The following is a 24,648-nucleotide window of genomic DNA, read 5'->3' as shown; positions in this document are numbered from 1 at the left end:
GTATAGGTTCCTTATAGATTTCCATTATTTAAACATCGATATCCCTAACTACGCCTATCTGTGAACTTTTCATAGGTAGAAAAGGGTGTTTTAATATTCGCTTTGCAAGAATATGTATTTTAGTACTGATAAAAAACGAAGGGAGTTTAATAATGAATAAAATTCTCCTTTTTTGTGATCCGGGTATCGATGACTCTTTAGCTATTATGTATGCCTTACTTCATCCTGATTTAGACGTAGTTGGAATCGTGTCTAGCTATGGGAATGTACCACAAGAGCAGGCAACGAATAATGTGGCCTATTTACTGAAGTTAGCTGGTAGAGAGGATATTCCATTAATCGGTGGAGCAAAAGGCCCTCTTTCTGGGGAAATTACCGTTTACTATCCTGAAATTCATGGACCAGAGGGGCTAGGTCCGATCAGACCTCCAGAAACGATTGTCGGCGAACTCTTAAACTATAATCGCGTATTTGAGATCATTGAACAATATAAAGGAGAGCTTACGATTGTTGAAATTGGCAGAATGACTTCATTAGCAATTGCCTTTATTCTAGGGGAAGAACATATGAAGAAGGTGAAGGATTATTTTATTATGGGTGGAGCCTTTTTAGTTCCAGGTAATGTGACTCCAGTTGCAGAAGCTAATTTTTACGGGGATCCTATCGCAGCTAATTTAGTGCTTAGTAAAGCGACAAATGTAACGATCATACCTTTAAATGTAACGACCGAGGCTATCGTTACTTCTGAAGTGGTAGACTATATCACACAGTTTCAGTTCAATCCCTTTACACCATTAATTGAACCGATTTTTGAGTTTTACGCAGATGCATACGTAGAGCTAGTTCCAGGATTGAACGGTGCACCAATGCATGATGTGCTGACTTTAAGTGCAGTGACGAATCGAGACTTGGTTCAATACGTGATGCGTCCCGTTACAGTTCAAATATTAGCGGAAACGAGAGGGCAAAGTGTTACCGATTTTCGACCTGGTTGGGAGCCTGAACCGACAGACGTATTACGCCGTGTAGCTTTAGAGTTGAATTACCAATTTTTTGTTCATGATTTTGTAGAAGTCATGACCAAATCTCTACGTGATTAGGTACCTTTTTTGTTTTCGTTAGATAAGGTATGATAGGGGTAAATGAACAAAAAGTGTTAGGGTGAGCATGATGAATGAACAGCAAGCAATTGAATTATTAGAGCAATTGAGAAGCGGGGCACAGGAGAAGGTTTTTATATCAAAAGAGGACTTTATGGTTTTTCGGGCTCAATTAGTTTTACAAGAAGACCGGGCTTCTTTTGTTGGTACAGCTAATAAAGGTGGAACCGCCACATATGTATACGTACAGCAACAACAAGAAGGGTAGAGTTAATTAATTCTGTCCTTCTGTTTTATTACTAAGAGTAGCAGGAAAGATATTTAGTGCCAGTTCTTTTTCTTGACTGGGAAGGTAAATAATGAAAGTGGAACCCACTCCTTTTTTACTATAAACTTCAATTCGTCCATCCATACAATGAATGAGTTGATAACAAAGCATCAGTCCAAGCCCCGTCCCTTTTTCTTTTAATGAATAAAACGGAGTGCCGATTTGATCCATTTCAGATTCAGTCATGCCGATTCCTTCGTCGCTAACTCGGATCGTTACCTCTTTTTTTGAAACGTTACCATAGATCGTAATTTTGCCGCCATTTGGCATGGCTTCAATTCCATTCATGACGATGTTGGATAATGCTTGTTTTAATTTCTCGGTATCTGCTTGGAATGTACCATTTTGACGTAAGTTTATCGCAAATTGTATGTTTTGCGAGTTACAAGTACTTGAAAAATCCATGTAGATTTCATGAAGGAGAAGGTCTAAGGAAATTGGGGTCAGACTTAGTTGACTAGGATGAGTGATACGAATATATTTCTCCACAACTTTTTCAACTGTTGCAATTTCGCTATGAATTATTTGAACATACTCTTGTGCTTTAAGAGGAATTTCTTTTCCAGTCATTAGTAATTGAAGAAAGCCACTAGCCGAGGTTAGAGGATTTCGTATCTCATGGGCAACGGCGGCCGTTAACTCTGTAATAGCACGAAGGCGATTGATTTTTTTAAAATAACTTTGATTTCGAGTGTTGTATAATCGTTTTTCCATTAGCTTAACTGTAATAAATAAAACGACTAGATGAATAGTGACTTGGATGAGAACAAATTTAGCAAAGAGATAAGAATTGAAGCTACTATTAGAGAGATTAAAAACATAGTCAGCGCCAATTAAAAGCCCACCGAAAAAGAAGGTATACATCATAGAATATTGAAAATATAAGTTATTAAACAAAAAGATCCCTCCTGGATTGATGTATTTCAGTTCAAGCTTGTTTTATTCACTAAACTAAATTGAATGAACGTATTTCTACCTGCTATAGACATCATTATGTATACGAGCTATGTCAATCGGTTGATAACATTTCGCACGAAGGGTTTACATAAAAGTAGGGATTCAAATAGAGTCATACTAAATTTGAAAAGGGGGATGAACGATGACATCACGCTTTGATCAAGTTGAAAATCGTAAAGGTACTAGTTCTATGAAATGGGATGCTGTAGATAAGCTTTATGAGGGTGAAGACTTATGGCCGATGTGGGTAGCAGATATGGACTTTCCAGCACCACCCCAAGTTATAAAGGCGATTCAAGAAGAGGTTGGGAGAGGAATTTTTGGTTATCCGGTCAGGTCGGCTTCCGTTGACACTGCCGTACAATCTTGGGTAAAGAGAAGGTTTAATTGGAACGTTGACGCAGAACAGTTAGTTTACACTTCAGGAGTCGTTCCAGCTATTGCGCAAATTATTAAACGGTTTACGGAACCTGGGGATAAGGTGATTATTCAACCACCCGTCTATTATCCATTTTTTAATGTAGTTACCAATCAGGATCGAAAATTAATTGAAAATCCATTAGTTTTTGACGGAACTCACTATCGAATGGACTTAGACCATCTTCAATCAGTCATTGATCAAGAAACGAAAATATTATTATTATGTAGCCCGCATAATCCAGTTGGGAGAGTATGGACAGAAGAAGAGCTTAAGCAATTAGCTGAAATTTGCATTAAGCATGACTTGTTAGTGATTTCTGATGAAATTCATTGTGACATTATTTTTAAAGGGCATGAACATATACCAACAGCTACATTATCGGACGAAATGAGCCAACGAACGATAACGTGTATGGCTCCAAGTAAAACGTTTAATTTAGCAGGATTGCAAACCTCATATACGATCATCCCTAATCCAGCTTTAAGACGAAAGTTTAAGAACCATCTAAGTCAAGAATTCTTAAATATGTTTCATTCAATTGGCGCGGTTGCGATGGAAGCAGCATATACCGATGGTGAATCGTGGCTCGAAGAATTCCTTCGCTATGTAGAAGGAAATGTTCAATTTGTAAAAGCATATATCGAAGAACATATGCCGAAAATTAAAGTGATACAACCTGAAGGCACCTATTTACTATGGCTCGATTGTAGTGGATTAGGAATGACGGCTCAAGAAAGAAAAAAATGGCTTACCGAGCAAGCGAAATTAGCCTTAAGTAACGGAATTGTGTTTGGTAAAGAAGGAGAGCCATTCGAACGAATGAACTTAGCTTGTTCGAGGAATTCGGTAAATGAAGGACTTAAAAGATTAAAAAATGCGTATGACTCTCTAAAGTAGTATATCCACTTTAGTATACAGTAGTAATATTAATGATTTGTTAAGGTGTAGTGTTAAAACACGTAGTGAATGTTAAAAAAGTATGACAAATCTGATAATCACTCTTAAGACACGACCTAAATCTTGTTCTTAAGCCTATTTTGAAACGGCTGTTTTCGTAAACTTTGTTGCTTTTGGACCGTTTTCAAAAGCTTCACGCATAGCGTGAAGAACCAAGCATTCGCTTGGCTTACGGTCCAAAAGCACGGAGCAACAATCTTTGTAAAAAGAGCCTTTGAAAAAAATAAAAATATTTGAAGGTATTCCTATACGTAATGTCTAATATGTAAAGTGGTGTTCAAAAAGAAATATGGTACAGAGGAGTCACCATTCATGACCTTTGACAAGATTTACAATGATTTAGTTACCGAATGTACTTTAAAATTAGGAAGAAAACTTACGAAAAAAGAGCTAGAGCTCATTACGTGGGTGAAAGAGCGCCAATATGAAAAGAAGTACAAAAAGTTAAAAAGTTCTTAAACCCTATTAATGTTGAGGCTGACACAACCTATTGAGTCAGTCTCTTTTACGTTTAGGCCAAGATGAACATGCATCACAATAAAATATATGTTTTAATGATACATATAAAATGTAGTTAACGGAGGCGATCGTGTGAAAACTTATCGGTTATTTTCACTTCGAGTGTTGCAACCTCATGAAAAAGGGGTTAGCCAAGTTGAAATTCCTCTACAAGATGGTCTAATTATCGATATGGAGGATAGTGCTAAAAAATGGTTAATCGATGCTGTTATTAATCAAGATGTTATCGGTATTTTTGAAAAATGTGAAAAGGAAAATGGCAAGTTAATTCTTGAAGCAGTCATTACAAGTGAAAACAATTATCCGGCAACGATGGTCACAAAAGTTCGAAAAATTACCCATCTCTCGAATAAAGTGAGTATTTTGCTGGATGGATTAATGGCCGTCCGAAAAGATGACATTATTGATGTTATCTTAGAAAGTATCGTCGATGAAGGTTTAACAGGTGAGGCTTTACTAGAAGAGTTCAAAAGAAGAAAAGCAACGCGTGGTGTCGAGAAAATCGTAGAAAATATTTACAAACAAGTTAACACCGATGAAAATCTTACCTTTCACACTATAGAACCTAGTGAAAAATAAATGTTCTTCAAAGCTTAACTAAAAATTTCAAAAAAACAAAAGATAGTCACTATGTCATTGGCTTTAGTCTGCAGGTTGGCAACTCCCCAATTATCCAACGTATAGAATTATTCAGATGATTAATACTACACTTATTGATTGGACCTTGGGGGGATTGTGATGGAAGAGAAAAAGACATGGGATCTAGTCTCCATAGCCTCCATACCGTTAGTAATGACTCTTGGGAATTCCATGTTAATACCTGTCTTGCCAGCGATTGAAAAAGAATTAAACATTTCAGCCTTGCAAGTAAGTATGATTATAACTGTCTACTCGGTTGTTGCTATCATATGTATTCCTATTGCGGGTTATATGTCGGATCGTTATGGACGAAAAAAAATCATTATTCCTAGTTTAATCATTGCAGGGATTGGAGGATTAATATCCGGATTTGCTTCTTGGCAAGTTAATGATCCGTATGGAATTATTATTTTCGGCAGACTGTTACAAGGCCTGGGAGCAGCTGGTGCCTCACCAATTGTACTGCCCTTAGTAGGTGATCTGTTTAAACAGGAAAGTGAAGTAAGTGAAGGATTAGGGGTCATCGAAACATCGAATACATTCGGTAAAGTATTAAGTCCAATCCTAGGGGCACTCCTAGCAAGTTGGGTTTGGTTTATGCCATTCTTTGCCTTTCCAGTCTTTTGCACCGTTTCAATTTTTTTAATGATATTTCTAGTTAAGACACCATCAAAAACTGGAGCACCTCTTGCATTTAAGGACTTTCTTCACTCGATTAAAAGAATATTTAATAATGAAGGTCGCTGGTTATATGCGATCTTTTTAATCGGCTGTATTTGTATGTTCGTCATCTTTGGTGTACTTTTTTATTTATCGACAATGCTTGAGGAACAACACGGTATTGATGGTGTAAAAAAAGGGATTGTCTTAGCAATCCCATTAGCGGCCCTTTGTCTATCATCTTATGTGACTGGAAAAGGGATTGGTGAAGAAAAACTAAAAATGAAGTGGATGACAGTTATTGGTTTGGCTTTATTAACAATTTCTGTATTTTCCATATCCTTTTCAAAAGATATATATGTGCTTTTAACGGCACTATTTGCAAGTGGGATTGGCATTGGAATTGCTTTGCCTAGCTTGGATGCTCTCGTTACAGAAGGGATAGCAAAAGAACAGAGAGGAACGATTACTTCCATTTATAGTAGTATGCGGTTTGCTGGCGTTGCCCTGGGACCACCTGTTTTTGCTGTACTTATGAAAGCATCTCATTTTATTTTATTTTTTACAAACACACTTGTATGTATTGGTGCTCTCATAACGGCATTAGTTGCGATCAAACCGTCAGAAGATGATTAGAAAAAACAAATAGGGTTGAGGAGAAATAAATGTGTAAGTTCATAAGTTTTTACGATGAAAGAGGATACCTTGTTGAATTAAGCCTTGATACGACCACCTTTTCATTACAGCCAAAACATGTGCTGGTCATTTCTTATTACAAAGATAGTTGGTTACTCATTCAACATCCGAAAAGAGGAATTGAATTTCCAGGTGGAAAGGTAGAAATGGGTGAAACGGTTGAAGAGGCTGCAAAGCGAGAACTCTTTGAGGAAGCAGGAGCAACTGTAAATGAGCTTCTATATTTAGGACAATATAAGGTGTACGATCCAGACGGAGAATTTGTTAAAAATATATATTTTGGGCTAGTAGATGATTTGATAAAGAAAGATAATTATCTAGAAACAAATGGCCCAGTTTTAATGAAGGGGTTTCCAAGTAATGTAAAAAATGATGATCGGTTTAGTTTTATTATGAAGGACCAAGTCATTGAACTGGCTATAAAGGAAGTAAAAGAAAAATGGGCCCATTTACTTGAGGGTAGTGAGGGAGCGCAATGATGGATGGTCAAGTCATTGAAAAGAATCGCATACCTTCACCACATCCTCGAATAAAGCTCTATTTAGTAACGTACAGCAGTGACGGTTTAAGAGTTAAAGGTTACTTAGCCGAACCTGATACTGTTGGAAAATTACCTGGATTTTTGTACTTGAGAGGTGGAATTAAAAATGTAGGTATGCCGAGAATTGCGAGGATCATTCAATTTTCTTCAGAAGGTTTTGTTGTATTCGCTCCTTTTTATCGAGGCAATAAAGGGGGAGAGGGACAAGAGGATTTTGCGGGTAATGACCGTAATGATGCAATTCATGCATGTTTGCTCTTACATAGACATCCTTCGGTTCAGAAAGACAATATACATTTGTTTGGGTTTTCTCGAGGTGGTGCAATGGCTTTATTTACAGCTTCTACATTGAATTTTATTCGTTCACTTGTATGTTGGAATGGTGTTTCTGATATGAGGCTCACGTATGAAGAACGGACCGATTTACGGCGAATGATGAAACGAGTGATCGGAACGCCGACTAAATTTCCAGAACAGTATGACTGGAGAACGCCGCTTAATGTAAGTGAAAAAATTACATGTCCTACACTCCTTATTCATGGGCAGCAGGATGAACATGTTTCGATTGAGCATAGTTATCGATTAGAAGAGAATTTAAAAAGCAAAGGTAAAAGTGTAGAGACTTGGTATTACGAAGGGTTTAATCACTTTTTCCCTGAACCAGATAATCGAGGAATTGTCACAGAGTTGACGGCATGGATGAAACGGCAAATGTATAGGAGTGAAAAGAATTCTTCATAGGAAAAGGAGACTGATTTACATCAGTCTCCTTTATTTTTTAAAATTTGAAGAAATCTAGGTACAGTCCGTACGTTGCTTAACGAGGCTGCGCTTTTCTTTATGATTTAAACGAGTGGACCTGCATTTTTAATTTCTTTAGTAACGTTATCGAACTTTTCGAAGTTCTCTTTGAACTTGTTTGCAAGCTCTTGAGCTTTTTTATCGTACTCTTCACCGTTATCCCAAGTTAGTTTCGGTTGAAGAACTTCATCTGGAACACCAGGGCAATGAATAGGCACATTGAGTCCGAAGATTGGATCTACTGAAAATTCAGCAGAGTTTAATTCACCTTGAAGAGCTGCTTGGATCATCGCACGAGTATAAGCTAAGTTCATACGCTTCCCAACACCGTAAGGACCGCCTGACCAACCTGTATTCACTAGGAACACTTGTGCATCGTGTTGAGCGATCTTCTCACCTAACATTTCAGCATAACGACGAGCAGGTAATGGAAGGAATGGTGCACCGAAACAAGTTGAGAATGTTGCTTCAGGCTCTGTAACACCACGCTCAGTTCCTGCTAGTTTACTAGTGTAACCTGATAAGAAATGGTACATTGCTTGCTCTTTCGTTAACTTACTGATTGGAGGTAATACACCAAAAGCATCAGCAGTTAAGAAAATAATAGTATTTGGATGGCCAGCAATACTTGGCATTAATGTGTTCGGAATAGCTTCTAATGGGTAAGCTACTCGAGTGTTTTCTGTTAGGGAAGTGTCGTCGTAATCAGGGTTTCCTGTTTTTTCATCAAGAACAACATTCTCTAATACAGAACCAAAACGAATCGCATTCCAAATTTCTGGCTCTTTTTCATAAGATAAATTTACACATTTAGCATAGCATCCGCCTTCAACGTTAAATACACCATTGTTAGACCAACCATGCTCATCATCACCGATCAAGTAACGGTTAGGGTCTGCAGATAATGTTGTCTTACCCGTACCAGAAAGTCCGAAGAATAGTGCAACGTCTCCTTCTTTCCCAGCATTTGCTGAGCAGTGCATAGAAAGAACATCTTGTTCTGGTAATAAGTAGTTCATAATAGAGAAGATAGATTTTTTCATTTCACCAGCATATTCAGTACCACCGATTAGTACAACTCTCTCTTCGAAAGAAACGATAATGAAAGTTTCAGAGCGAGTTCCGTCCACTTCAGGGTCTGCTTTAAAGTTTGGAGCAGAAATAACGGTGAATTCAGCTTCATGATTTTCTAATTCTTCTTGAGATGGGCGAATAAATAATTGTTTTGCAAAAAGGTTATGCCAAGCATATTCGTTGATTACTTGGATCGGCAGTCGGTAGCTTTTATCGGCGCCGGCAAAACCACGGAAAACAAATAATTCTTCTTGTTCTTTTAAGTAATTCATTACTTTATTATATAATTTAGTAAATACTTCTTTTTCAATTGGTTGGTTGACAGAACCCCAGTCAATTTTGTCTTTAACCGAGTCTTCCATAACGATAAATTTATCTTTAGGTGAACGTCCAGTGTATTTTCCCGTAGCCACACTCAGTGCACCTGTTGAAGTTAAAGCGCCTTCATTTCTCATTAGTGACCTTTCGACTAATTTAGAAACAGGAAGATCTAGGTGAACATTTTCTCCTCGTAAAATATGCTCTAATTCAGTAGCGAAGCTAATTGTACTCATTGGTCACAAAACCCTCTCTTTTTTATATTTTAAAATTATGTTAGTCAGGATTAACAATCAATTTTTTATGTTGAAATTAGTATAACACATTTTACTAAATAGTCTATACTATTATTTCAATTTGTGTGCAAATAAGTTGAAAAATTATGTGTCTATTTATAATGGGGTCTACTATATAGGAAGTTTCTTTATAGGTTTACATCTTTAAGCGTTTTTTATAGGTATCTAATTGTTAAGCCTGTTTATATAATTGTACCATTCTTATTCGAATTCTAACTTTAAAAAAAGTTACAATATCAATTTTAACAGCTCTTTTGAAATAAGGAAGCCAGGTGGACAAAAAATTAGGACACTAATAGTGCTGTACCCTTTTTTTTTATGTTGCATAGTATAGAAGGAAAAGGAGGGAGTGCAGTGGACAGTATTTCAATAATGGACCTTGCGACCGTTTCAGCTGTCGTTGCTGCATTAGTTACGGTTGTAGGAAATGCTTTTAATATTGATAAAAAGTATCGTGCATTGCTGGCGATCGGCGTAGCCTGTCTATTATGGTTTATTCCAAGAGAATGGGGAAACGAAGTGTTAGTTGCTTTGGTAATTGGGTTAACGGCAAGTGGTGTGTACAGTCAAGTCAAACCGAGAGATAACCAAAATGAATTATTAAAAATGCAAATGCGGGAAGAAATTAGAGAAGAGCAGGATCAACAACGGCAAAATCAGATGAATTTAAGTCAAAACCAAAACATGAGTTATTATCAAAATAGTAATCAACGTCAAAACCGTCTTCCAAACCAAAGCCAAAATGTAAATCAAAATGTAAATCAAAACCATAACCAAGATATAGATACTCCTTATTAAATCCATTTTTTTATTTTGTTTTTTTTCGACTTTTTAGATGTCAACTAGCAACTGTTGACATCTTTTGCTTTGTAAGTTATGATATGTCGCGAACGGATACTCTTATCCCGAGTCGGTGGAGGGACAGGCCCGAAGAAACCCAGCAACCAACACCAGTTAAAAAAGGTGAAAAGGTGCTAACCTGCAAAGCGAATGCTTTGAAAGATAAGAGGTTAAAGGTGATAAGTCTAACCCTTTTCCTCATGAGGAAAAGGGTTTTCATGACTATACATGTCTTAAATTTTACTCACAATGGTGAGGGAATGAGTGCCGTATCAATATTTAACACATTTTAAGGGGAAGCTACTAGTATAGGATTGTATTCACTCTAAAAGATGTGTAAAAGGAGGATACTGTTAGATGGTAGAAAAGAAAAGTCGTCGCTTATTCACTTCAGAATCAGTGACAGAAGGGCATCCAGATAAAATTTGTGACCAAATTTCGGATGCAATTTTAGATGCAATCTTAACAAATGATGCGAATGCACGTGTAGCTTGTGAAACTTCAGTAACTACAGGGTTAGTACTTGTAGCTGGTGAAATCACGACAAGTACATACGTTGATATTCCGAAGATCGTTCGTGAAACGGTTCAAAATATTGGTTACACGCGAGCGAAGTATGGTTTTGATTCTGAAACATGTGCAGTATTAACTTCAATCGATGAGCAATCAGCAGATATTGCTCAAGGGGTTAACCAAGCACTTGAAGCTCGTGAAGGCCAAATGTCAGATGAAGAAATTGAAGCAATCGGTGCAGGAGACCAAGGGTTAATGTTTGGTTACGCAGATAATGAAACGGAAGAATTAATGCCGCTTCCGATTTCTTTAGCACATAAATTAGCTCGTCGCCTAACAGAAGTACGTAAAGATGAAATTCTTCCTTATTTACGTCCCGATGGAAAAACGCAAGTAACAGTGGAATATGACGAGAATGGAAAGCCTGTACGTATTGATACAATTGTTATTTCGACTCAACATCACCCTGAAGTATCGTTAGAGCAAATTCAGCGTAATCTTAAAGAGTATGTCATTAAACCGGTAGTACCAGCTGAGTTAATTGATGACGAAACAAAATACTTCATTAATCCGACGGGGCGTTTCGTAATTGGTGGACCTCAAGGAGATGCTGGTTTAACAGGGCGTAAGATTATCGTTGACACGTATGGTGGTTATGCTCGTCATGGTGGGGGAGCATTCTCAGGTAAGGATCCAACAAAAGTTGACCGTTCTGGTGCATATGCTGCTCGCTATGTAGCTAAAAATATCGTCGCTGCTGGTTTGGCAGACCGTTGTGAAGTACAACTTGCTTATGCCATTGGTGTCGCACAACCAGTATCTATCGCTGTTGATACGTTTGGAACAGGCAAAGTATCAGAAGAAGTATTAGTCGTACTTGTTCGTAAACACTTTGACCTTCGTCCAGCTGGTATCATTAAAATGTTAGATCTTCGCCGTCCGATCTATAAGCAAACAGCTGCTTACGGTCACTTTGGACGTAATGATATTGATCTTCCTTGGGAGCAAACAGATAAAGCCGATGTTTTAAAAACGGAAGCTCTATAATATAGGAAAGAAAGGAGTGGGATTTCCCACTCCTTTCTTTTGGTGGTAAGAATGTATAACTTTTTGAAGATGTCTAGCTCCAGCACTCAGCGACTAGCGAGACTTCGTTCACCTCCTTGCGATAATTCAACATCGGCTCCCTAGCGATCACACCGTGTTTCCTTTATCTCATACGGTGAGCTCCAGTCCGTCCGTCGCTAAACGGGCGTTTGCATTTTTCTAGTCTAGCTTTAAGCGCCTTTCGTTTTTCTTAGTTAGAAGAAGCTAGTTTAATGTGTGAACGAGACATTTCGTAAGCTTTCTCATATTGGATAAGAAGGTTGTCAAAGATAGCTTCCCATGATTGAGTTCTGGCATACTTTCTAGCTTCGTAGCCCATTTGTAAGCGAAGTGTAGGGTCGTTTAATAGTTTTTCAATAGCCATAATAAAGGATTGTGGTTTTTTAGCTTCACAAATTAATCCTGTTTTTTCATGACCTACAATCTCAGTGACGCCGCCTTTGTTAGCGACAATTGCCGGTGTTCCTGATGCTAAAGCTTCTAAAACGACATTGCCGAATGTTTCAGTAGTGGACGGGAAAACAAATAAGTCTGCTAATGCATAGATCGAAGCTAACTCATTACCAGTTAAATAACCAGTGAATGAAATGTTTTCATTGAAGCGTTCTTTATAGTCATTTAACAGTGGACCATCCCCAACATAGATCCAATGAACTTCATTCCTTAGGTGTCCTGGAAGTTGTTCCATAACTAAGCGTAATGTGTCTAAATCTTTTTCAGGAGCCATTCTTCCCACATACAGAAGGACATACTTGTTACGTATGTTAAAACGCTCGTATAAACTGAAATCTTTTTCTTTAGGACTGAACTGAAAACAGTCTACACCACGAGTCCAAAGTTCAATATTTGTAAATCCCCGTTTAGTTAGATGTGTCTTCGTTTCTTGGGAAGGTACAAAGGTCTTATGAAAATGAGAATAAAACCATTTCATAAATTTCCATAACCACTCTGACATAAAGGTGAGTTTATAGTATTTTAAGTAGTGATCGAAATGAGTGTGGTACGAGCCAACCATCGGAATACTATGTTTTTTTCCATAATGGAGTCCGCTTAAGCCGATATTAAACGGAGTTGTAATATGAATGAGGTCGGGTTTGAAGCTGTCCATCTGTTGCCGAATGGTAAATGGGTTGGGAAGGGCCATCCGACATTCTGGATACAAGAAAAAAGGTAAACTGAAAAATGAGTGAATATGATTAGAGTACATGTCGCTTTGCTGAATGGTTTCAGGAACAAATAATTGATAAGGTACATTTCGATGCTCAAAGTGCTGAACTAGGCGTTGTAAGGTTCGAGCTACACCGTTTACTTGTGGAGTAAATGTATCAGTAAATAAAGCAATTTTCATTTATAGACCTCCTACATCATTCCTTCATTAAAGGTTAGTAAACTAATAGAACCAGTAATTCATGAAAATAGTCGTCAAAAATGCACTAGAAAACCCAAGTAAAGCTCCAACGACCACATCAGAAGGATAATGTAGTCCTAGAAATATTCTAGATAGGCCTACTAATATGGCAATAGGTAACAAAAGAAGGGAAAGCATAGGATTAAAAAGAATATATGGTGTTACCACTGAGAAGATTGCTGTCGTATGTCCTGAAGGAAAGGAATGATCCTTGAACGGGTTTTTAACTACATTAGTATTTGGTAAGACGAGGTAAGGGCGCTTTCTGTGGTACCCTTTCTTTACGATTACGACAACGGCATGACTAAGAGTTAAGGCCAGCGCTGCTGCAAATGCCGTGGGTTGGAATGGAGCAGCGAGTAGCATACAAAGGATAACGGTGCTGCCTACCGTAAAAGTGGCTCCTCCTAAATGTGTAATGTAGTTCATGAAAAGAAAAGAACCTTTGGAACGACTTTTCTCGTTGAAAAAATAAAACAAGTTACAATCCGTTTGGTAAAACCATTGTTTGGATCGATCCATACGAAACCCTCTTTCCTAAGGAAGTTGCCCTATGGCACTCGGTAAATATTGTTAATAAAATTGTAGCAATTATTTGTTTTCTTAATATGAAGGAATTTTTAAAAAATAGTTAATAAACGTAAAGAAACCTTAATGATATTCCTCATTTTTCTGCAAATACTGACGAAAGAAAGCGAGTGGGGGAGTTAATAGAGAAGAAAAAGGGGGAGGAAAAACACAACACGATCAAGTTTAATCCTAGTGTGTTTCTTAATGTAACTTTGTATAAAAGAAAATCAATTAAACTTACACCCTAAAAGCGATGATACAATTTGGACAATAAAAACGCGAAATCGGACAATAAAATTTTAAATCGGACAATAAAAACCTAAATTTGGCTAATAAAACATCGTTCAGACAAAAAAACGTCGCTCTCTTACTTAAAGTTTTATGACAAGACTGCTTCAATGTCTTTATCTCCTATATTTCTGACTAGTTTCATAGCTTAAATAGCAGTTATTCCTTTAACTGCATATATATCGAATTATTTAGTTAAATATTGGCTAAAGGGACTAGATAAAAAAGCGTAGAGATGTTGGTGGTAATTTCATAATTGAGTAAATGGGGCGTTCGTTGAAGAAAAAAACGTAAGGGAAAGGAAGGTTTTGTTAAATCTTTATGTTAAAACTCCCTTACCCATAATGATTTACTCAGTTTACTTTTTCTGCAAACTTTTATAGTACTGTCCTTTTTCCACATATTCTCTACGAATGCGGGCCATGTCTTTACGATCTTCTTCTGTTAGTTCACGTACCACTTTTGCAGGGCGTCCGAACGCAAGACTGTTGGGTGGAATGACTTTTCCTTGGGGAACGAGACTTCCAGCACCGATAAAAGCTCCTTCACCGACTTCTGCTCCATCAAGTACAATCGATCCCATTCCGATAAGTGCATTTTTGCGTAGAATACAACTATGTAAAATCACTTGATGACCTACTGTAACGTCATTTTCAATAATAAGGGGATTGTTTGGGCTTTGATGCAGAACTGAATTATCTTGTACATTGACTCGGTCACCAATGATGGTAGGGGCTACATCACCACGGATGACGGAGTTAAACCAAATGCTCGTTTCCTCTCCAATTTTCACATCACCCGTAACTGTAACAAAGTCTGCGATAAATGCTGACTCGGCAATATCTGGTGTTTTACCGTTATATGGATAGATCAAAGAAAACAACTCCTTTTAAACTAATAAATGATAAAAAGATTTAAGATGACAATGAGGCGAAGATCTGACATAAATATAATAAACACCATCATATCTCCTGATACAATACGTTTAGTTTAGCAAATGCTGGGGGAAAAAAATAGAGAGAAAGGGGATTAATATGTGGAAATGGGAATGTAGTCAACAACCAAAAGGGGTTATCGTAATCGTACATGGAGCCGGGGAGCACCATGGCAGATACGGCTGGTTAAGAAAACAGTGGCAGGAGGCTGGCTTTCATATCGTGATGGGAGACTTGCCTGGACAAGGAAAAACGCGAGGGAAACGTGGCCATATTGATTCGTTTAATCAATATATTGAGACGGTATATGAATGGTATAAAGAAGCTGCATTATATGGTTTACCTATTTATTTGCTAGGTCATAGTATGGGGGGGCTCGTTTCCATTCGTACGTTAATGGAAAAGAAAATGGATTTACATGGGGTCATCTTGTCATCCCCGTTATTAAGGTTAGCGGAAGAACCACCTAAATATAAGACGATGACTTCGAAGGCATTGCATCGACTATTACCGAGTGTTACTGCACCATCAGGGTTGAAGACACATCTCGTGACTAGAAATGCAGAGATCCGAGAAGCGTATATGATGGATGAATTACGAGTAACTAAAGTTTCTTTACGATGGTATCAAGAAATTGTAAAAGCAATGGCAATTGCTAAAAAGAAGGTAAATAAATTTCCAAATGTTCCACTTCTTTTAATACAAGCTAGTGACGATCATATTGTAGATAATGAAGCTTCTAGGTTTTGGTATGATGAGTTAAAAATTGCGGAGAAATGGTTTAAGGAATGGGATGGGATGTACCATGAGCTATTCAATGAACCTGAACGAGACGACGTTTTTCAATATGCCAAACTATTTGCTGAGCTTCACCTTTGATTGGGTGAGGCTTTTTCAAACGATAAGTGAAATATTATAAGGCGAATTTTGCCAAAGATCTATCGCTCAAGTTGTTTCAGGCTAGTAAACAAAGTCCAAAGCAGGACAGTTGTTGCTTTCTATGGGTGCAATGAGATATTCAGGCACCTTCGCATTTCCACGGGTCAATAGATTTGGATAATAAAAACGGGTATGATAAAGTACTATTATTAAAAGGAAGAAACTGGTGAGGGGGGTTAATTTGAAAATTCCTAGTCAGCCTTGGACGTTGATGTACAGTGTTTATCGGAATGTAATACCGACCGTTCATCGTTATTTAGAGGAATGGAAAGAAAAAGCGGATGCTATTCCGAATCCAGAACTAAGAAAACAAGCATTGATGAGTATAGAGTCAAAGACTTTTCATTGTGAGGGTGGCGGTATATACGGCTTATTGGCAGGGCCAGAAGTAAATAAAATTATTAAGTTTATCGTTGCGTATCAAACCATTAGTGATTACTTAGATAACCTATGTGATCGTAGTACATCTTTAGATCCTGAAGACTTCCGTGCGCTTCATCAATCTATGGTTCACGCTTTAACACCTGGGACTGAGCCAGTAAACTATTATCGATTGAGAGAAGAACAGGACGATGGTGGTTACTTAAGTAGCTTAGTGTTTACGTGCCAGCAAGTCTTAAAGCAGCTACCGTCCTTTGAAAAGGCTCAGCCTGTCATGCTAGAGCTTTGTCAATATTACTGTGACCTTCAAGTTTACAAACATGTTAAACAAGAGGACCGTGTCCCGCTTCTCGAAGACTGGTTTACCCAACATAAAGACAAGGTTCCAGAAATGTCATGGTTTGAGTTTTCTGCTTGTGCAGGTTCGACTTTAGGGATCTTTTGTCTTGCGGCTTATGCAACGAATGAAGGTCTTACGGAAGAGACGGTTCAACGAGTGAGAGATGGTTATTTTCCTTATGTACAAGGGTTACATATATTGCTAGATTATTTTATTGATCAGGAGGAAGATCGGGTCGGCGGAGACTTAAATTTTTGTTTTTACTATGAAAGTGAGGAAGAACTCATTTCGCGTTTTCGTCATTTTGTAAAACAAGCAGAGTCGAGTATTGACCAACTCCCTAATCGAAACTTTCATTACTTGATTAATAAAGGTTTAGTTGCAATTTACCTAGCAGATGAGAAGGTACAAGGGCAAAAGAAGGTCAAGGATACAGCCAAGAAGTTTATTAGACTTGGCGGCATGGCTACACTTTTCTTCTATTTAAATAGTTGGGTCTACCGTCGAGGAAGTAAGTGATGAACTAGAGAGTTGCTGGACGATTGTTTACAGTAGGGTGATGATCAGTAAAAAAAGAGAAACGGCTAATTATACCGATTCATTTTAACAGACTGAAATACCGTCCTTTGAGTCTGCTAAAATTGAATATAAAAAAATGCCGCATTGGGGTTATAATCCAATGTGGCTTTGTTGTCTAGCTGTCTTATTAGAAAAAGGGAACATCAAATCGTATGTACTTACAATGTTTCCTTTTCAAAATAAATGAGGAGCTTTCGGTTTATTTTGAATCTAGTTGCATTTTAGGAAGATGTATAACCATCGATGACTATTTCTAACTTACCTGTTTCAGGACAAATAACTAATCCGTGGACCGGTGTATTCTGTGGTAGCAGTGGATGTTTTCTAACCATCTCAACACTATGCATTACACTTTCTTCTACCTTAGAAAAGCCTTTAAGCCATTCGTTCACATTAATACCCGCAAAGGCGACCGTTTCGACTTTCTCCATTGAGACACCGCGATCTTCGGCTTTAGACAGAACGCTAGAAGACTCTAATCCAGCCATTCCGCAGCCATGGTGACCGATGATACATACTTCTTGGGCTTGTAACTCGTAAAGTGCCACAATTATACTTCTCATAATACTGCCAAATGGGTGGCTAATTACCGCTCCGGCATTTTTAATAATTTTTGCATCCCCATTTTTTAAGTTCATTGCACGAGGTAATAATTCTGTAAGGCGAGTATCCATACAAGTTAAAATTACTAACTTTTTATTTGGAAACTTCGTCGTTTGGTATTCTTCGTACTTTTTTTCTTCTACAAACGTCTCGTTATAATCAAGGATGGTCTGTAATATTGTCATAGGTTTCTCCCCCCGCTAATTCATTAACTGGTCTCTATCTCTAATTTTCTGACTTTTTATGATAACTATAGTTTTATGACACCTTCACAGACTTGTCAACCGTTTGAAAAATAAAAAATAATGTAATTTACCTTTTTTCAATCGCGACAATAAATGGGGGATTATTTTTTTGATTAATAAATTCGTATTTTAGTACATGAGCGTCTTCTTGATTTAGTTGTTCTGCGTAATGTAAAACGGCAGCTTTTTCAAGTTTTCCTTGTTCATGACCGTGATAGATTACAAGTACAATTATGCCGCCTGCATCCAACATACGAAAGAGCTGTTCAATAGATGCTAGTGTTGAATCAGGCTTCGTTACAATTTCTTTGTCACCGCCGGGTAAATACCCTAAATTAAAGATCGCTCCTTTTATTTTTCCTTGGTGATTTTCTGGGATGCAATCCGTTAAGTGGTCATGACTTTTATGAAGAAGAGTTACTTGTTTTTCCACATCATGGTCTTGTATTCTCTTTTTGGTTTTTTCAATCGCCTTTTCTTGAATATCAAAAGAATAGACGTGGCCATTTTCTCCGACTCGTTTAGCTAAGAATAATGTGTCGTGACCATTTCCTGCCGTACAATCAATAGCAATGTCACCACTGTGAACCACTTTTTCTAGTAGTATTCTGGCATAAGGAAGAATTCCATCTACATTCATTCCATTTCAACTTCCTTTCGGTACAACTTTCCTTGCCATGTGTCACGGCGTTTGAGTTCAGCTTCAATGGCATTGAGGACATCCCATTTTTTTAGGCTCCACATCGGTCCGATCACCATGTCGGCTGGTCCGTCTCCTGTTAAACGATGAATAATGACGTGAGGCGGGAGCATTTCGATTTGGTCGACGACGAGGTTGATGTATTCATCGAAATCCATAAACTGGACAAGTCCTTTTTCATATTGTTTAACCATTGGCGTTTTTTTCATTAAATGAAGCAAGTGAATTTTAATTCCTTGGATGTCTAATTTACAAACTTCTTCTACCGTTTGCTTCATCATTTCAGTCGTCTCTAAAGGCAACCCATTAATGATGTGAGCACATACCCGGATGCCATGCTTTCTAAGTTTATTTACACCATCGATATAACATTGATAGTCATGTGCGCGGTTTATTAAGAGACCGGTGCGTTCATGAACGGTTTGTAGGCCAAGTTCAACCCATAAATAAGTTCGTTCGTTTAATTCAGCTAAATAGTCAACAACGTCATCAGGCAAGCAGTCTGGGCGAGTGGCGATCGAAAGCCCGACCACACCTTCTTGTTGTAAAATAATTTCAAACATTTCTCTAAGCTCGCTAACAGGTGCATACGTATTACTGTATGCCTGAAAATAGCCGATATATTTACCACTCTTCCATTTCCGGTGCATACGTTCTTTAATCGTATGAAACTGTGTGACTAAATCGTCTTTTCGATCACCGGCAAAATCACCAGAACCGCGATCACTGCAAAACGTACAGCCGCCACTGGCTACCTTACCATCACGGTTAGGGCAGTCAAAGCCAGCATCGAGTGGTATTTTAAACACCTTTTCACCGAATTGTTGTCTTAAATGGTAGTTCCAAGAATGGTACCTTTTGTCACCGAAACGTAGAGGAACAGGTTGATGTTGTTTAATCTCCATATATATCACCTTTAGTTGGTTATAAGTTACTGTTACTTCATCATCCTATCACAAACGAACAAGAAACTCGAACGGTTGAAATAGAGAAGTTTGAAAAGTTGGAGGGTCCTAATTGTAAGGTTTATTTTCGGTGTTTACCGCTTAATATCGGATTATAGTTAGGGTGCTGATGCGGCATTTGTTGCAGCGTTCTCCAACTGGTGCTATAGGTTTTTATTTTTGGGGCACTGAGAGGACGTTATTTTAGAAAAAATGACCACAATTAATCATTTGTGGCACTGAGAGGCCCTTATTCCCTTAAAATTAAGCAAAAACATCATGAAATTTAGTAAATAAGGGCTTCTGAGGTCCCTAAGAAGTCAAATTAGCAATTTTTTAAAGAAATAAGGGCCTGTGGAGTCCGCTAAATCTTCGTCGTCAAGGTCCTTCCCTGCATAACTAATGTTGATGAAGTGCATGAGAGTAAGCGGAGTCAGCGAGCCTGAGCCAATGGCACCTCCAGCTAGAAAACATTTAAACACTTATACGTTCTTTTCCATTGAAAAAGCATTGCTATTTTGATTGTTATCTTTTACTATTTCTTTAGAGAGACGAAATAAGAGGAGAGTCATATAATGCCTAAAGCAATTTGGTTACTTGTTATTGGTATGGTTATCAATGTAACAGGTGCTTCTTTCATTTGGCCGTTAAACACGATTTATTTACATCAAGAGTTAGGCCAACCATTATCTGTTGCTGGATTCGTATTAATGATGAATGCAGGTGCTGGTGTCATTGGAAATCTCATTGGGGGAACTTTGTTTGATCGAATAGGTGGTTATAAAACGGTCATCTATGGAATTGCGATTACGATCATCAGTGCCTTTATTCTTGCCTATAACCACACCTTTATGTGGTATGTAGCCCTTTTAGTAGGGATTGGTTTTGGTGCTGGGATGACGTTTCCTGCCCTCTATGCAATGGCTGGAACCGCATGGCCTGAAGGAGGAAGAAAAGCCTTCAATGCAATGTACGTTGCCCAAAATGTTGGTGTTGCTTTAGGAACAGCATTAGCTGGTGTTGTTGCTTCTATAAAGATCGATTATATTTTTATTTCTAATGGAATTGTCTACTGTTTATTTTTATTTTTGGCTATTTTCGGTTTTAGACAAATAGAAGCGAACCGAACGGTGTCACACGCTACTACTTCAAATGTGTTTGAACAAAAGAAACACTTTTCGTTCAGTCGACCGTTTATAGCCCTACTTATTGTATTATCGGGGTACTTTATTTGTTGGTTAGCCTATGTACAGTGGCAGTCGAATATTTCTGTATATACTCAACAACTGGGAATATCATTAAAGCAATATAGTATATTATGGACGATAAATGGGGCCATGATCGTACTATTTCAACCGGTTATTGCTTTCTTCGTTCGAAGATGGGTGCATACATTAAAAGCACAAATATACACAGGGTTAGTTATATTTATTATTTCCTTTTTTGTTCTGTCGCAAGCACAAGTGTTTACAATGTTTATTGCGGCGATGATCATCTTAACGATTGGTGAAATGTTTATTTGGCCAGCGATTCCTACGATCGCTCATAAGCTCGCTCCTGAAGGTAAAGCCGGTTTTTATCAAGGTGTTGTTAACAGTGTAGCGACAGGTGGAAGAATGATGGGACCATTTATAGGAGGACTGATTGCTGAAGCTTTTGGTATGGTCATTCTTTTCTATGCAATCATGGGATTATTCTGTTTTGCATTCATATCAACTGCCGTATATGATCGAATATTAAAAGAAAAAACAGCTGCTGAACCTACGGCCAAACATTCTATTCAGTCTTAATTGTATAAAAAGAGTATGTTTCTAGTGGATTTTGGCAAAAATGGTCTTGACAGAAAATCGACATATTCATACAATAGCAAGTATATTGACTTTATAGAATTGAAATAATCGCTAATAACGATGAAGAGGAATAGTAGTGACGTATCTCGTAATTAGAGAATTGACGGTTGGTGAAAGTCAATCGATGATACCCATGAACTCGCCTCCAAGTTGCAGAAGTGAACGAAGAGTAGCTACTGCCGTCCGCCGCGTTAAGGTTACTAAAGTGAGTGTAAACTTAAGTTTATGCTAATTTGGGTGGTACCGCGGGAAATTTTACTTTGTGATCAACCTCTCGTCCCTAACGATAACGCTAGGGATGGGAGGTTTTTTTATTGGTCAGAAGTAAAATTTTCATACATTATGTTTTATGAAAGCTTAATGTAAAACTAATACATATTAAACTAAACATAACATTCAATTGGAGGAAAAATAATGTCTTTTCAACATCAAGTAATCGAAAAAAAATGGCAACAGTATTGGGAAGGAAATAAAACGTTTAAAACGTTAGATGAGCTAGAGAAAAAGAAATTTTACGCACTAGATATGTTTCCATATCCGTCTGGTGCAGGTCTTCACGTGGGACACCCGGAAGGTTATACAGCTACAGACATATTATCAAGAATGAAGCGTATGCAAGGATATAATGTATTACATCCAATGGGGTGGGACGCTTTTGGACTTCCTGCAGAACAGTATGCACTTGATACAGGTAAACACCCGCGTGATTTTACGCAACAAAATATTAATAACTTTAGAAGACAAATTAAATCTCTAGGCTTTTCATATGATTGGGATCGTGAAGTAGATACGACAGACCCGAATTACTATAAGTGGACACAGTGGATCTTCATCCAACTCTATAAAAAAGGATTGGCCTATGTAGATGAAGTAGCTGTAAACTGGTGTCCTGCTTTAGGAACAGTGCTTGCGAATGAAGAAGTCATTGACGGGAAAAGTGAACGTGGGGGACACCCTGTAGAACGCCGTCCAATGAAGCAATGGGTGCTGAAGATTACAGAATATGCGGACCGCCTATTAGAAGATTTAGAGGAATTAGATTGGCCTGAAAGCATTAAAGACATGCAACGTAACTGGATTGGGAAATCAGAAGGGGCAGAAGTGACGTTCACGATTGACGGTCACGATGAGTCTATTACGGTATTTACAACGCGTCCTGATACGTTATTTGGTGCAACGTATATGGTATTAGCGCCAGAACACAAATTCATTGACTTAATTACGACACCAGAACAAAAAGAAGCAATTGAAGCTTACAAGAAGAAAGTAGCTACCAAAAGTGATCTTGAGCGTACAGAGCTTTCTAAAGAAAAAACAGGTGTATTTACTGGTGCTTATGCCATTAACCCTGTAAATGGCGAGAAGTTGCCGATTTGGATTGCAGATTATGTTCTCGTTAGCTACGGAACAGGTGCGATTATGGCGGTTCCTGGACATGATGAAAGAGATTATGAGTTTGCCAAAGAATTTAACCTGCAAATTAAAGAAGTGGTAGCTGGTGGTAACATTGAAGAAGAAGCATATACTGGAGACGGTCCTCATATCAATTCAGGCTTCCTTGATGGATTAAATAAAGAAGAAGCTATTAGCCAAATGCTTGAATGGCTTGAAAAAGAAGGGAAAGGGACGAAGAAAATTACGTACCGTCTGCGTGACTGGTTATTTAGTCGTCAACGTTATTGGGGTGAGCCAATTCCAATTATTCATTGGGAAGATGGGACAATGACTCCTGTAGCTGAAGAAGAGTTACCGTTAGTTCTTCCAGAGATGGATGAAATCAGGCCTTCTGGAACAGGTGAATCGCCATTAGCTAATGCAAAGGATTGGTTAGAAGTCGTTTGTCCTGAGACAGGGAAAAAAGGACGTCGTGAAACAAATACAATGCCTCAATGGGCAGGAAGCTGCTGGTACTACTTACGTTATATTGATCCAAAAAATAATGAACAGCTTGCAGACCCTGAAAAAGTAAACCACTGGCTTCCAGTTGATATTTATATCGGTGGAGCAGAGCACGCGGTCCTTCATTTACTGTACGCACGTTTCTGGCATAAAGTTCTTTATGATATTGGGGTTGTTCCAACAAAAGAGCCATTCCAAAAGTTATATAACCAAGGCATGATTCTTGGTGAAAACAATGAAAAGATGAGTAAATCAAAAGGAAATGTGGTAAACCCCGATGATATTATTGTGAGCCATGGGGCTGACACACTTCGTCTCTATGAAATGTTTATGGGGCCACTTGATGCATCCATTGCTTGGTCTGAAAATGGCTTAGATGGTGCGCGTCGTTTCTTAGATCGTATTTGGAGATTGTTTATTGATGAAGCGACTGGCGAACTCAACACAATAATCACCGATGAAGAAGGGACAGAAGTTTTAACACGTACGTATCATCAAACTGTTAAAAAAGTAAGTGAAGACTTTGAAGGCTTACGCTTTAACGTTGGTATATCACAATTAATGGTCTTCATTAACGAAGCCTATAAGCAAGAGCAATTACCGAAATCATTAATGGAAGGCTTTGTGAAGCTCATATCTCCAGTCGCTCCTCATTTGGCTGAAGAATTATGGCAAAAGCTTGGGCATCAAGGAACACTAGCTTACGAAGCATGGCCAACATACGATGAGAAGTATTTGGTCGAAGATGAAATTGAAATTGTTGTTCAAGTAAACGGGAAAGTAAAAGCAAAATTAGTCATTCCGAAAGATGCAAATAAAGAACAAATGGAAGAACTGGCACGAGCGGATGAAAAAGTAGCAGAAGCAATCGAAGGGAAAACGGTTCGTAAAGTAATTGCCGTTCCTGGGAAGTTAGTAAATATTGTAGCAAATTAAGATAAATGAGCAAAACATTATTATAATAAAATGTTTTGCTCGTTTTCATTTTTAAAAACTAAATAGTAGGTGGCACGAAGGATTGTGGATGACCGTGAATAATGTGCATAAGTCTGTGAATAGACTATGCAGTTATCCACAAAAAGCTAGAAAAGACGATAAAACCAACATTTAATTCTAAACATTTATTCGTTTACTTATTAACAACCTGTGAATAAATATGATTAGAAATAAAGATTTAGTATATAAATATAGTTAATCTGA

Annotated in this window: 22 protein-coding genes, 1 riboswitch and 1 other annotated feature; of the genes, 14 read left to right on the top strand and 8 right to left on the bottom strand. The window is 38.0% G+C overall.

The annotated features are described in order from the left end of the window. The first annotated feature begins 152 nt into the window (after positions 1 to 152). The gene (locus ACNSTQ_RS07660; protein ID WP_418199265.1) at positions 153 to 1,100 is read left to right on the top strand and encodes a nucleoside hydrolase; all 948 of its coding nucleotides are present in this window, start codon (positions 153 to 155) and stop codon (positions 1,098 to 1,100) included. A gap of 70 nt (positions 1,101 to 1,170) precedes the next feature. Next, complete coding sequence (locus tag ACNSTQ_RS07655; RefSeq protein ID WP_418199264.1) at positions 1,171 to 1,368, top strand: hypothetical protein; 198 nt, start codon at positions 1,171 to 1,173, stop codon at positions 1,366 to 1,368. 6 nt (positions 1,369 to 1,374) lie between these two features. Here ACNSTQ_RS07655 and ACNSTQ_RS07650 read toward each other — a convergent pair whose 3' ends face one another. Further along, entirely contained in the window at positions 1,375 to 2,325 is a 951-nt protein-coding gene (locus ACNSTQ_RS07650) for an ATP-binding protein (protein WP_418199263.1), read from the bottom strand. Positions 2,326 to 2,527: 202 nt separating this feature from the next. On the opposite strand from ACNSTQ_RS07650, the gene ACNSTQ_RS07645 reads away from it, so the two are divergent. The 6 genes from ACNSTQ_RS07645 to ACNSTQ_RS07620 all read left to right on the top strand — a co-directional run bounded on the left by ACNSTQ_RS07645 (position 2,528) and on the right by ACNSTQ_RS07620 (position 7,559). After that, on the top strand, positions 2,528 to 3,703 hold the full coding sequence (locus ACNSTQ_RS07645; RefSeq protein ID WP_418199262.1) for a MalY/PatB family protein: 1,176 nt from the start codon (positions 2,528 to 2,530) through the stop codon (positions 3,701 to 3,703). Between the two features lie 372 nt (positions 3,704 to 4,075). Next, positions 4,076 to 4,222, top strand: a complete 147-nt coding sequence (locus tag ACNSTQ_RS07640; protein ID WP_418199261.1) for a hypothetical protein — start codon at positions 4,076 to 4,078, stop codon at positions 4,220 to 4,222. A 132-nt stretch (positions 4,223 to 4,354) separates the two neighbouring features. Further along, positions 4,355 to 4,861 carry a YwpF family protein gene (locus tag ACNSTQ_RS07635; RefSeq protein ID WP_418199260.1) on the top strand — a complete coding sequence of 169 codons (507 nt, stop codon included), beginning with the start codon at positions 4,355 to 4,357 and terminating at the stop codon, positions 4,859 to 4,861. 159 nt (positions 4,862 to 5,020) lie between these two features. Further along, positions 5,021 to 6,217, top strand: a complete 1,197-nt coding sequence (locus ACNSTQ_RS07630; RefSeq protein ID WP_418199259.1) for an MFS transporter — start codon at positions 5,021 to 5,023, stop codon at positions 6,215 to 6,217. A gap of 29 nt (positions 6,218 to 6,246) precedes the next feature. Further along, a complete protein-coding gene (ytkD, locus tag ACNSTQ_RS07625) occupies positions 6,247 to 6,756 on the top strand; it encodes an RNA deprotection pyrophosphohydrolase (protein ID WP_418199258.1) in 510 nt (169 codons plus the stop codon). Beyond that, positions 6,753 to 7,559 carry an alpha/beta hydrolase family protein gene (locus tag ACNSTQ_RS07620; RefSeq protein ID WP_418199257.1) on the top strand — a complete coding sequence of 269 codons (807 nt, stop codon included), beginning with the start codon at positions 6,753 to 6,755 and terminating at the stop codon, positions 7,557 to 7,559. Before ytkD ends, ACNSTQ_RS07620 begins: the two co-directional genes overlap by 4 nt. 104 nt (positions 7,560 to 7,663) lie before the next feature. Here the strand turns inward: ACNSTQ_RS07620 and pckA are convergent, their stop codons facing one another. Further along, positions 7,664 to 9,247, bottom strand: coding sequence for a phosphoenolpyruvate carboxykinase (ATP) (gene pckA / locus ACNSTQ_RS07615; protein WP_418199256.1), 1,584 nt, complete (start codon positions 9,245 to 9,247; stop codon positions 7,664 to 7,666). Positions 9,248 to 9,661: 414 nt separating this feature from the next. Here pckA and ACNSTQ_RS07610 point away from each other — a divergent pair, with 414 nt between their 5' ends. Both ACNSTQ_RS07610 and metK read left to right on the top strand, forming a co-directional pair. Next, positions 9,662 to 10,105 (top strand): hypothetical protein, encoded by a 444-nt coding sequence (locus ACNSTQ_RS07610; protein WP_418199255.1) that lies wholly within the window; start codon positions 9,662 to 9,664, stop codon positions 10,103 to 10,105. A 99-nt stretch (positions 10,106 to 10,204) separates the two neighbouring features. Next, positions 10,205 to 10,316, top strand: a riboswitch (SAM riboswitch). Between the two features lie 188 nt (positions 10,317 to 10,504). Continuing rightward, entirely contained in the window at positions 10,505 to 11,707 is a 1,203-nt protein-coding gene (gene metK / locus ACNSTQ_RS07605) for a methionine adenosyltransferase (RefSeq protein WP_418199254.1), read from the top strand. Between the two features lie 250 nt (positions 11,708 to 11,957). Here metK and ACNSTQ_RS07600 read toward each other — a convergent pair whose 3' ends face one another. From ACNSTQ_RS07600 to ACNSTQ_RS07590, 3 genes are all read right to left on the bottom strand, one after another. Beyond that, positions 11,958 to 13,115 (bottom strand): glycosyltransferase family 4 protein, encoded by a 1,158-nt coding sequence (locus ACNSTQ_RS07600; RefSeq protein WP_418199253.1) that lies wholly within the window; start codon positions 13,113 to 13,115, stop codon positions 11,958 to 11,960. Positions 13,116 to 13,157: 42 nt separating this feature from the next. Then, positions 13,158 to 13,697 (bottom strand): phosphatase PAP2 family protein, encoded by a 540-nt coding sequence (locus ACNSTQ_RS07595; protein ID WP_418199252.1) that lies wholly within the window; start codon positions 13,695 to 13,697, stop codon positions 13,158 to 13,160. Between the two features lie 694 nt (positions 13,698 to 14,391). After that, on the bottom strand, positions 14,392 to 14,907 hold the full coding sequence (locus tag ACNSTQ_RS07590; protein ID WP_418199251.1) for a gamma carbonic anhydrase family protein: 516 nt from the start codon (positions 14,905 to 14,907) through the stop codon (positions 14,392 to 14,394). Between the two features lie 160 nt (positions 14,908 to 15,067). Here ACNSTQ_RS07590 and ACNSTQ_RS07585 point away from each other — a divergent pair, with 160 nt between their 5' ends. After that, complete coding sequence (locus tag ACNSTQ_RS07585) at positions 15,068 to 15,847, top strand: lysophospholipase (protein WP_418199250.1); 780 nt, start codon at positions 15,068 to 15,070, stop codon at positions 15,845 to 15,847. A gap of 241 nt (positions 15,848 to 16,088) precedes the next feature. Continuing rightward, on the top strand, positions 16,089 to 17,147 hold the full coding sequence (locus ACNSTQ_RS07580) for a tetraprenyl-beta-curcumene synthase family protein (RefSeq protein ID WP_418199249.1): 1,059 nt from the start codon (positions 16,089 to 16,091) through the stop codon (positions 17,145 to 17,147). A gap of 281 nt (positions 17,148 to 17,428) precedes the next feature. Here ACNSTQ_RS07580 and ACNSTQ_RS07575 read toward each other — a convergent pair whose 3' ends face one another. The 3 genes from ACNSTQ_RS07575 to ACNSTQ_RS07565 form a co-directional block, all read right to left on the bottom strand. Next, a complete protein-coding gene (locus ACNSTQ_RS07575) occupies positions 17,429 to 17,995 on the bottom strand; it encodes a beta-class carbonic anhydrase (protein WP_418199248.1) in 567 nt (188 codons plus the stop codon). Positions 17,996 to 18,122: 127 nt separating this feature from the next. Continuing rightward, entirely contained in the window at positions 18,123 to 18,695 is a 573-nt protein-coding gene (locus ACNSTQ_RS07570) for a class I SAM-dependent methyltransferase (protein ID WP_418199247.1), read from the bottom strand. Then, complete coding sequence (locus ACNSTQ_RS07565; protein WP_418199246.1) at positions 18,692 to 19,660, bottom strand: TIGR01212 family radical SAM protein; 969 nt, start codon at positions 19,658 to 19,660, stop codon at positions 18,692 to 18,694. The genes ACNSTQ_RS07570 and ACNSTQ_RS07565 overlap by 4 nt, the downstream gene beginning before the upstream one ends. 614 nt (positions 19,661 to 20,274) lie before the next feature. On the opposite strand from ACNSTQ_RS07565, the gene ACNSTQ_RS07560 reads away from it, so the two are divergent. Further along, positions 20,275 to 21,489, top strand: a complete 1,215-nt coding sequence (locus ACNSTQ_RS07560) for an MDR family MFS transporter (protein WP_418199245.1) — start codon at positions 20,275 to 20,277, stop codon at positions 21,487 to 21,489. Between the two features lie 111 nt (positions 21,490 to 21,600). Next, positions 21,601 to 21,834: a binding site (T-box leader), on the top strand. Positions 21,835 to 21,963: 129 nt separating this feature from the next. Next, on the top strand, positions 21,964 to 24,384 hold the full coding sequence (gene leuS / locus ACNSTQ_RS07555) for a leucine--tRNA ligase (RefSeq protein ID WP_418199244.1): 2,421 nt from the start codon (positions 21,964 to 21,966) through the stop codon (positions 24,382 to 24,384). The last annotated feature ends 264 nt before the right edge of the window (positions 24,385 to 24,648 follow it).

The organism is Alkalihalobacterium sp. APHAB7, from assembly GCF_048323755.1.
In the GTDB taxonomy this organism is placed as follows: domain Bacteria; phylum Bacillota; class Bacilli; order Bacillales; family Bacillaceae_F; genus Alkalihalobacterium.
Note: the sequence above shows the minus strand (reverse complement) of the source record. Positions and strands in the feature narration are given on the sequence as shown.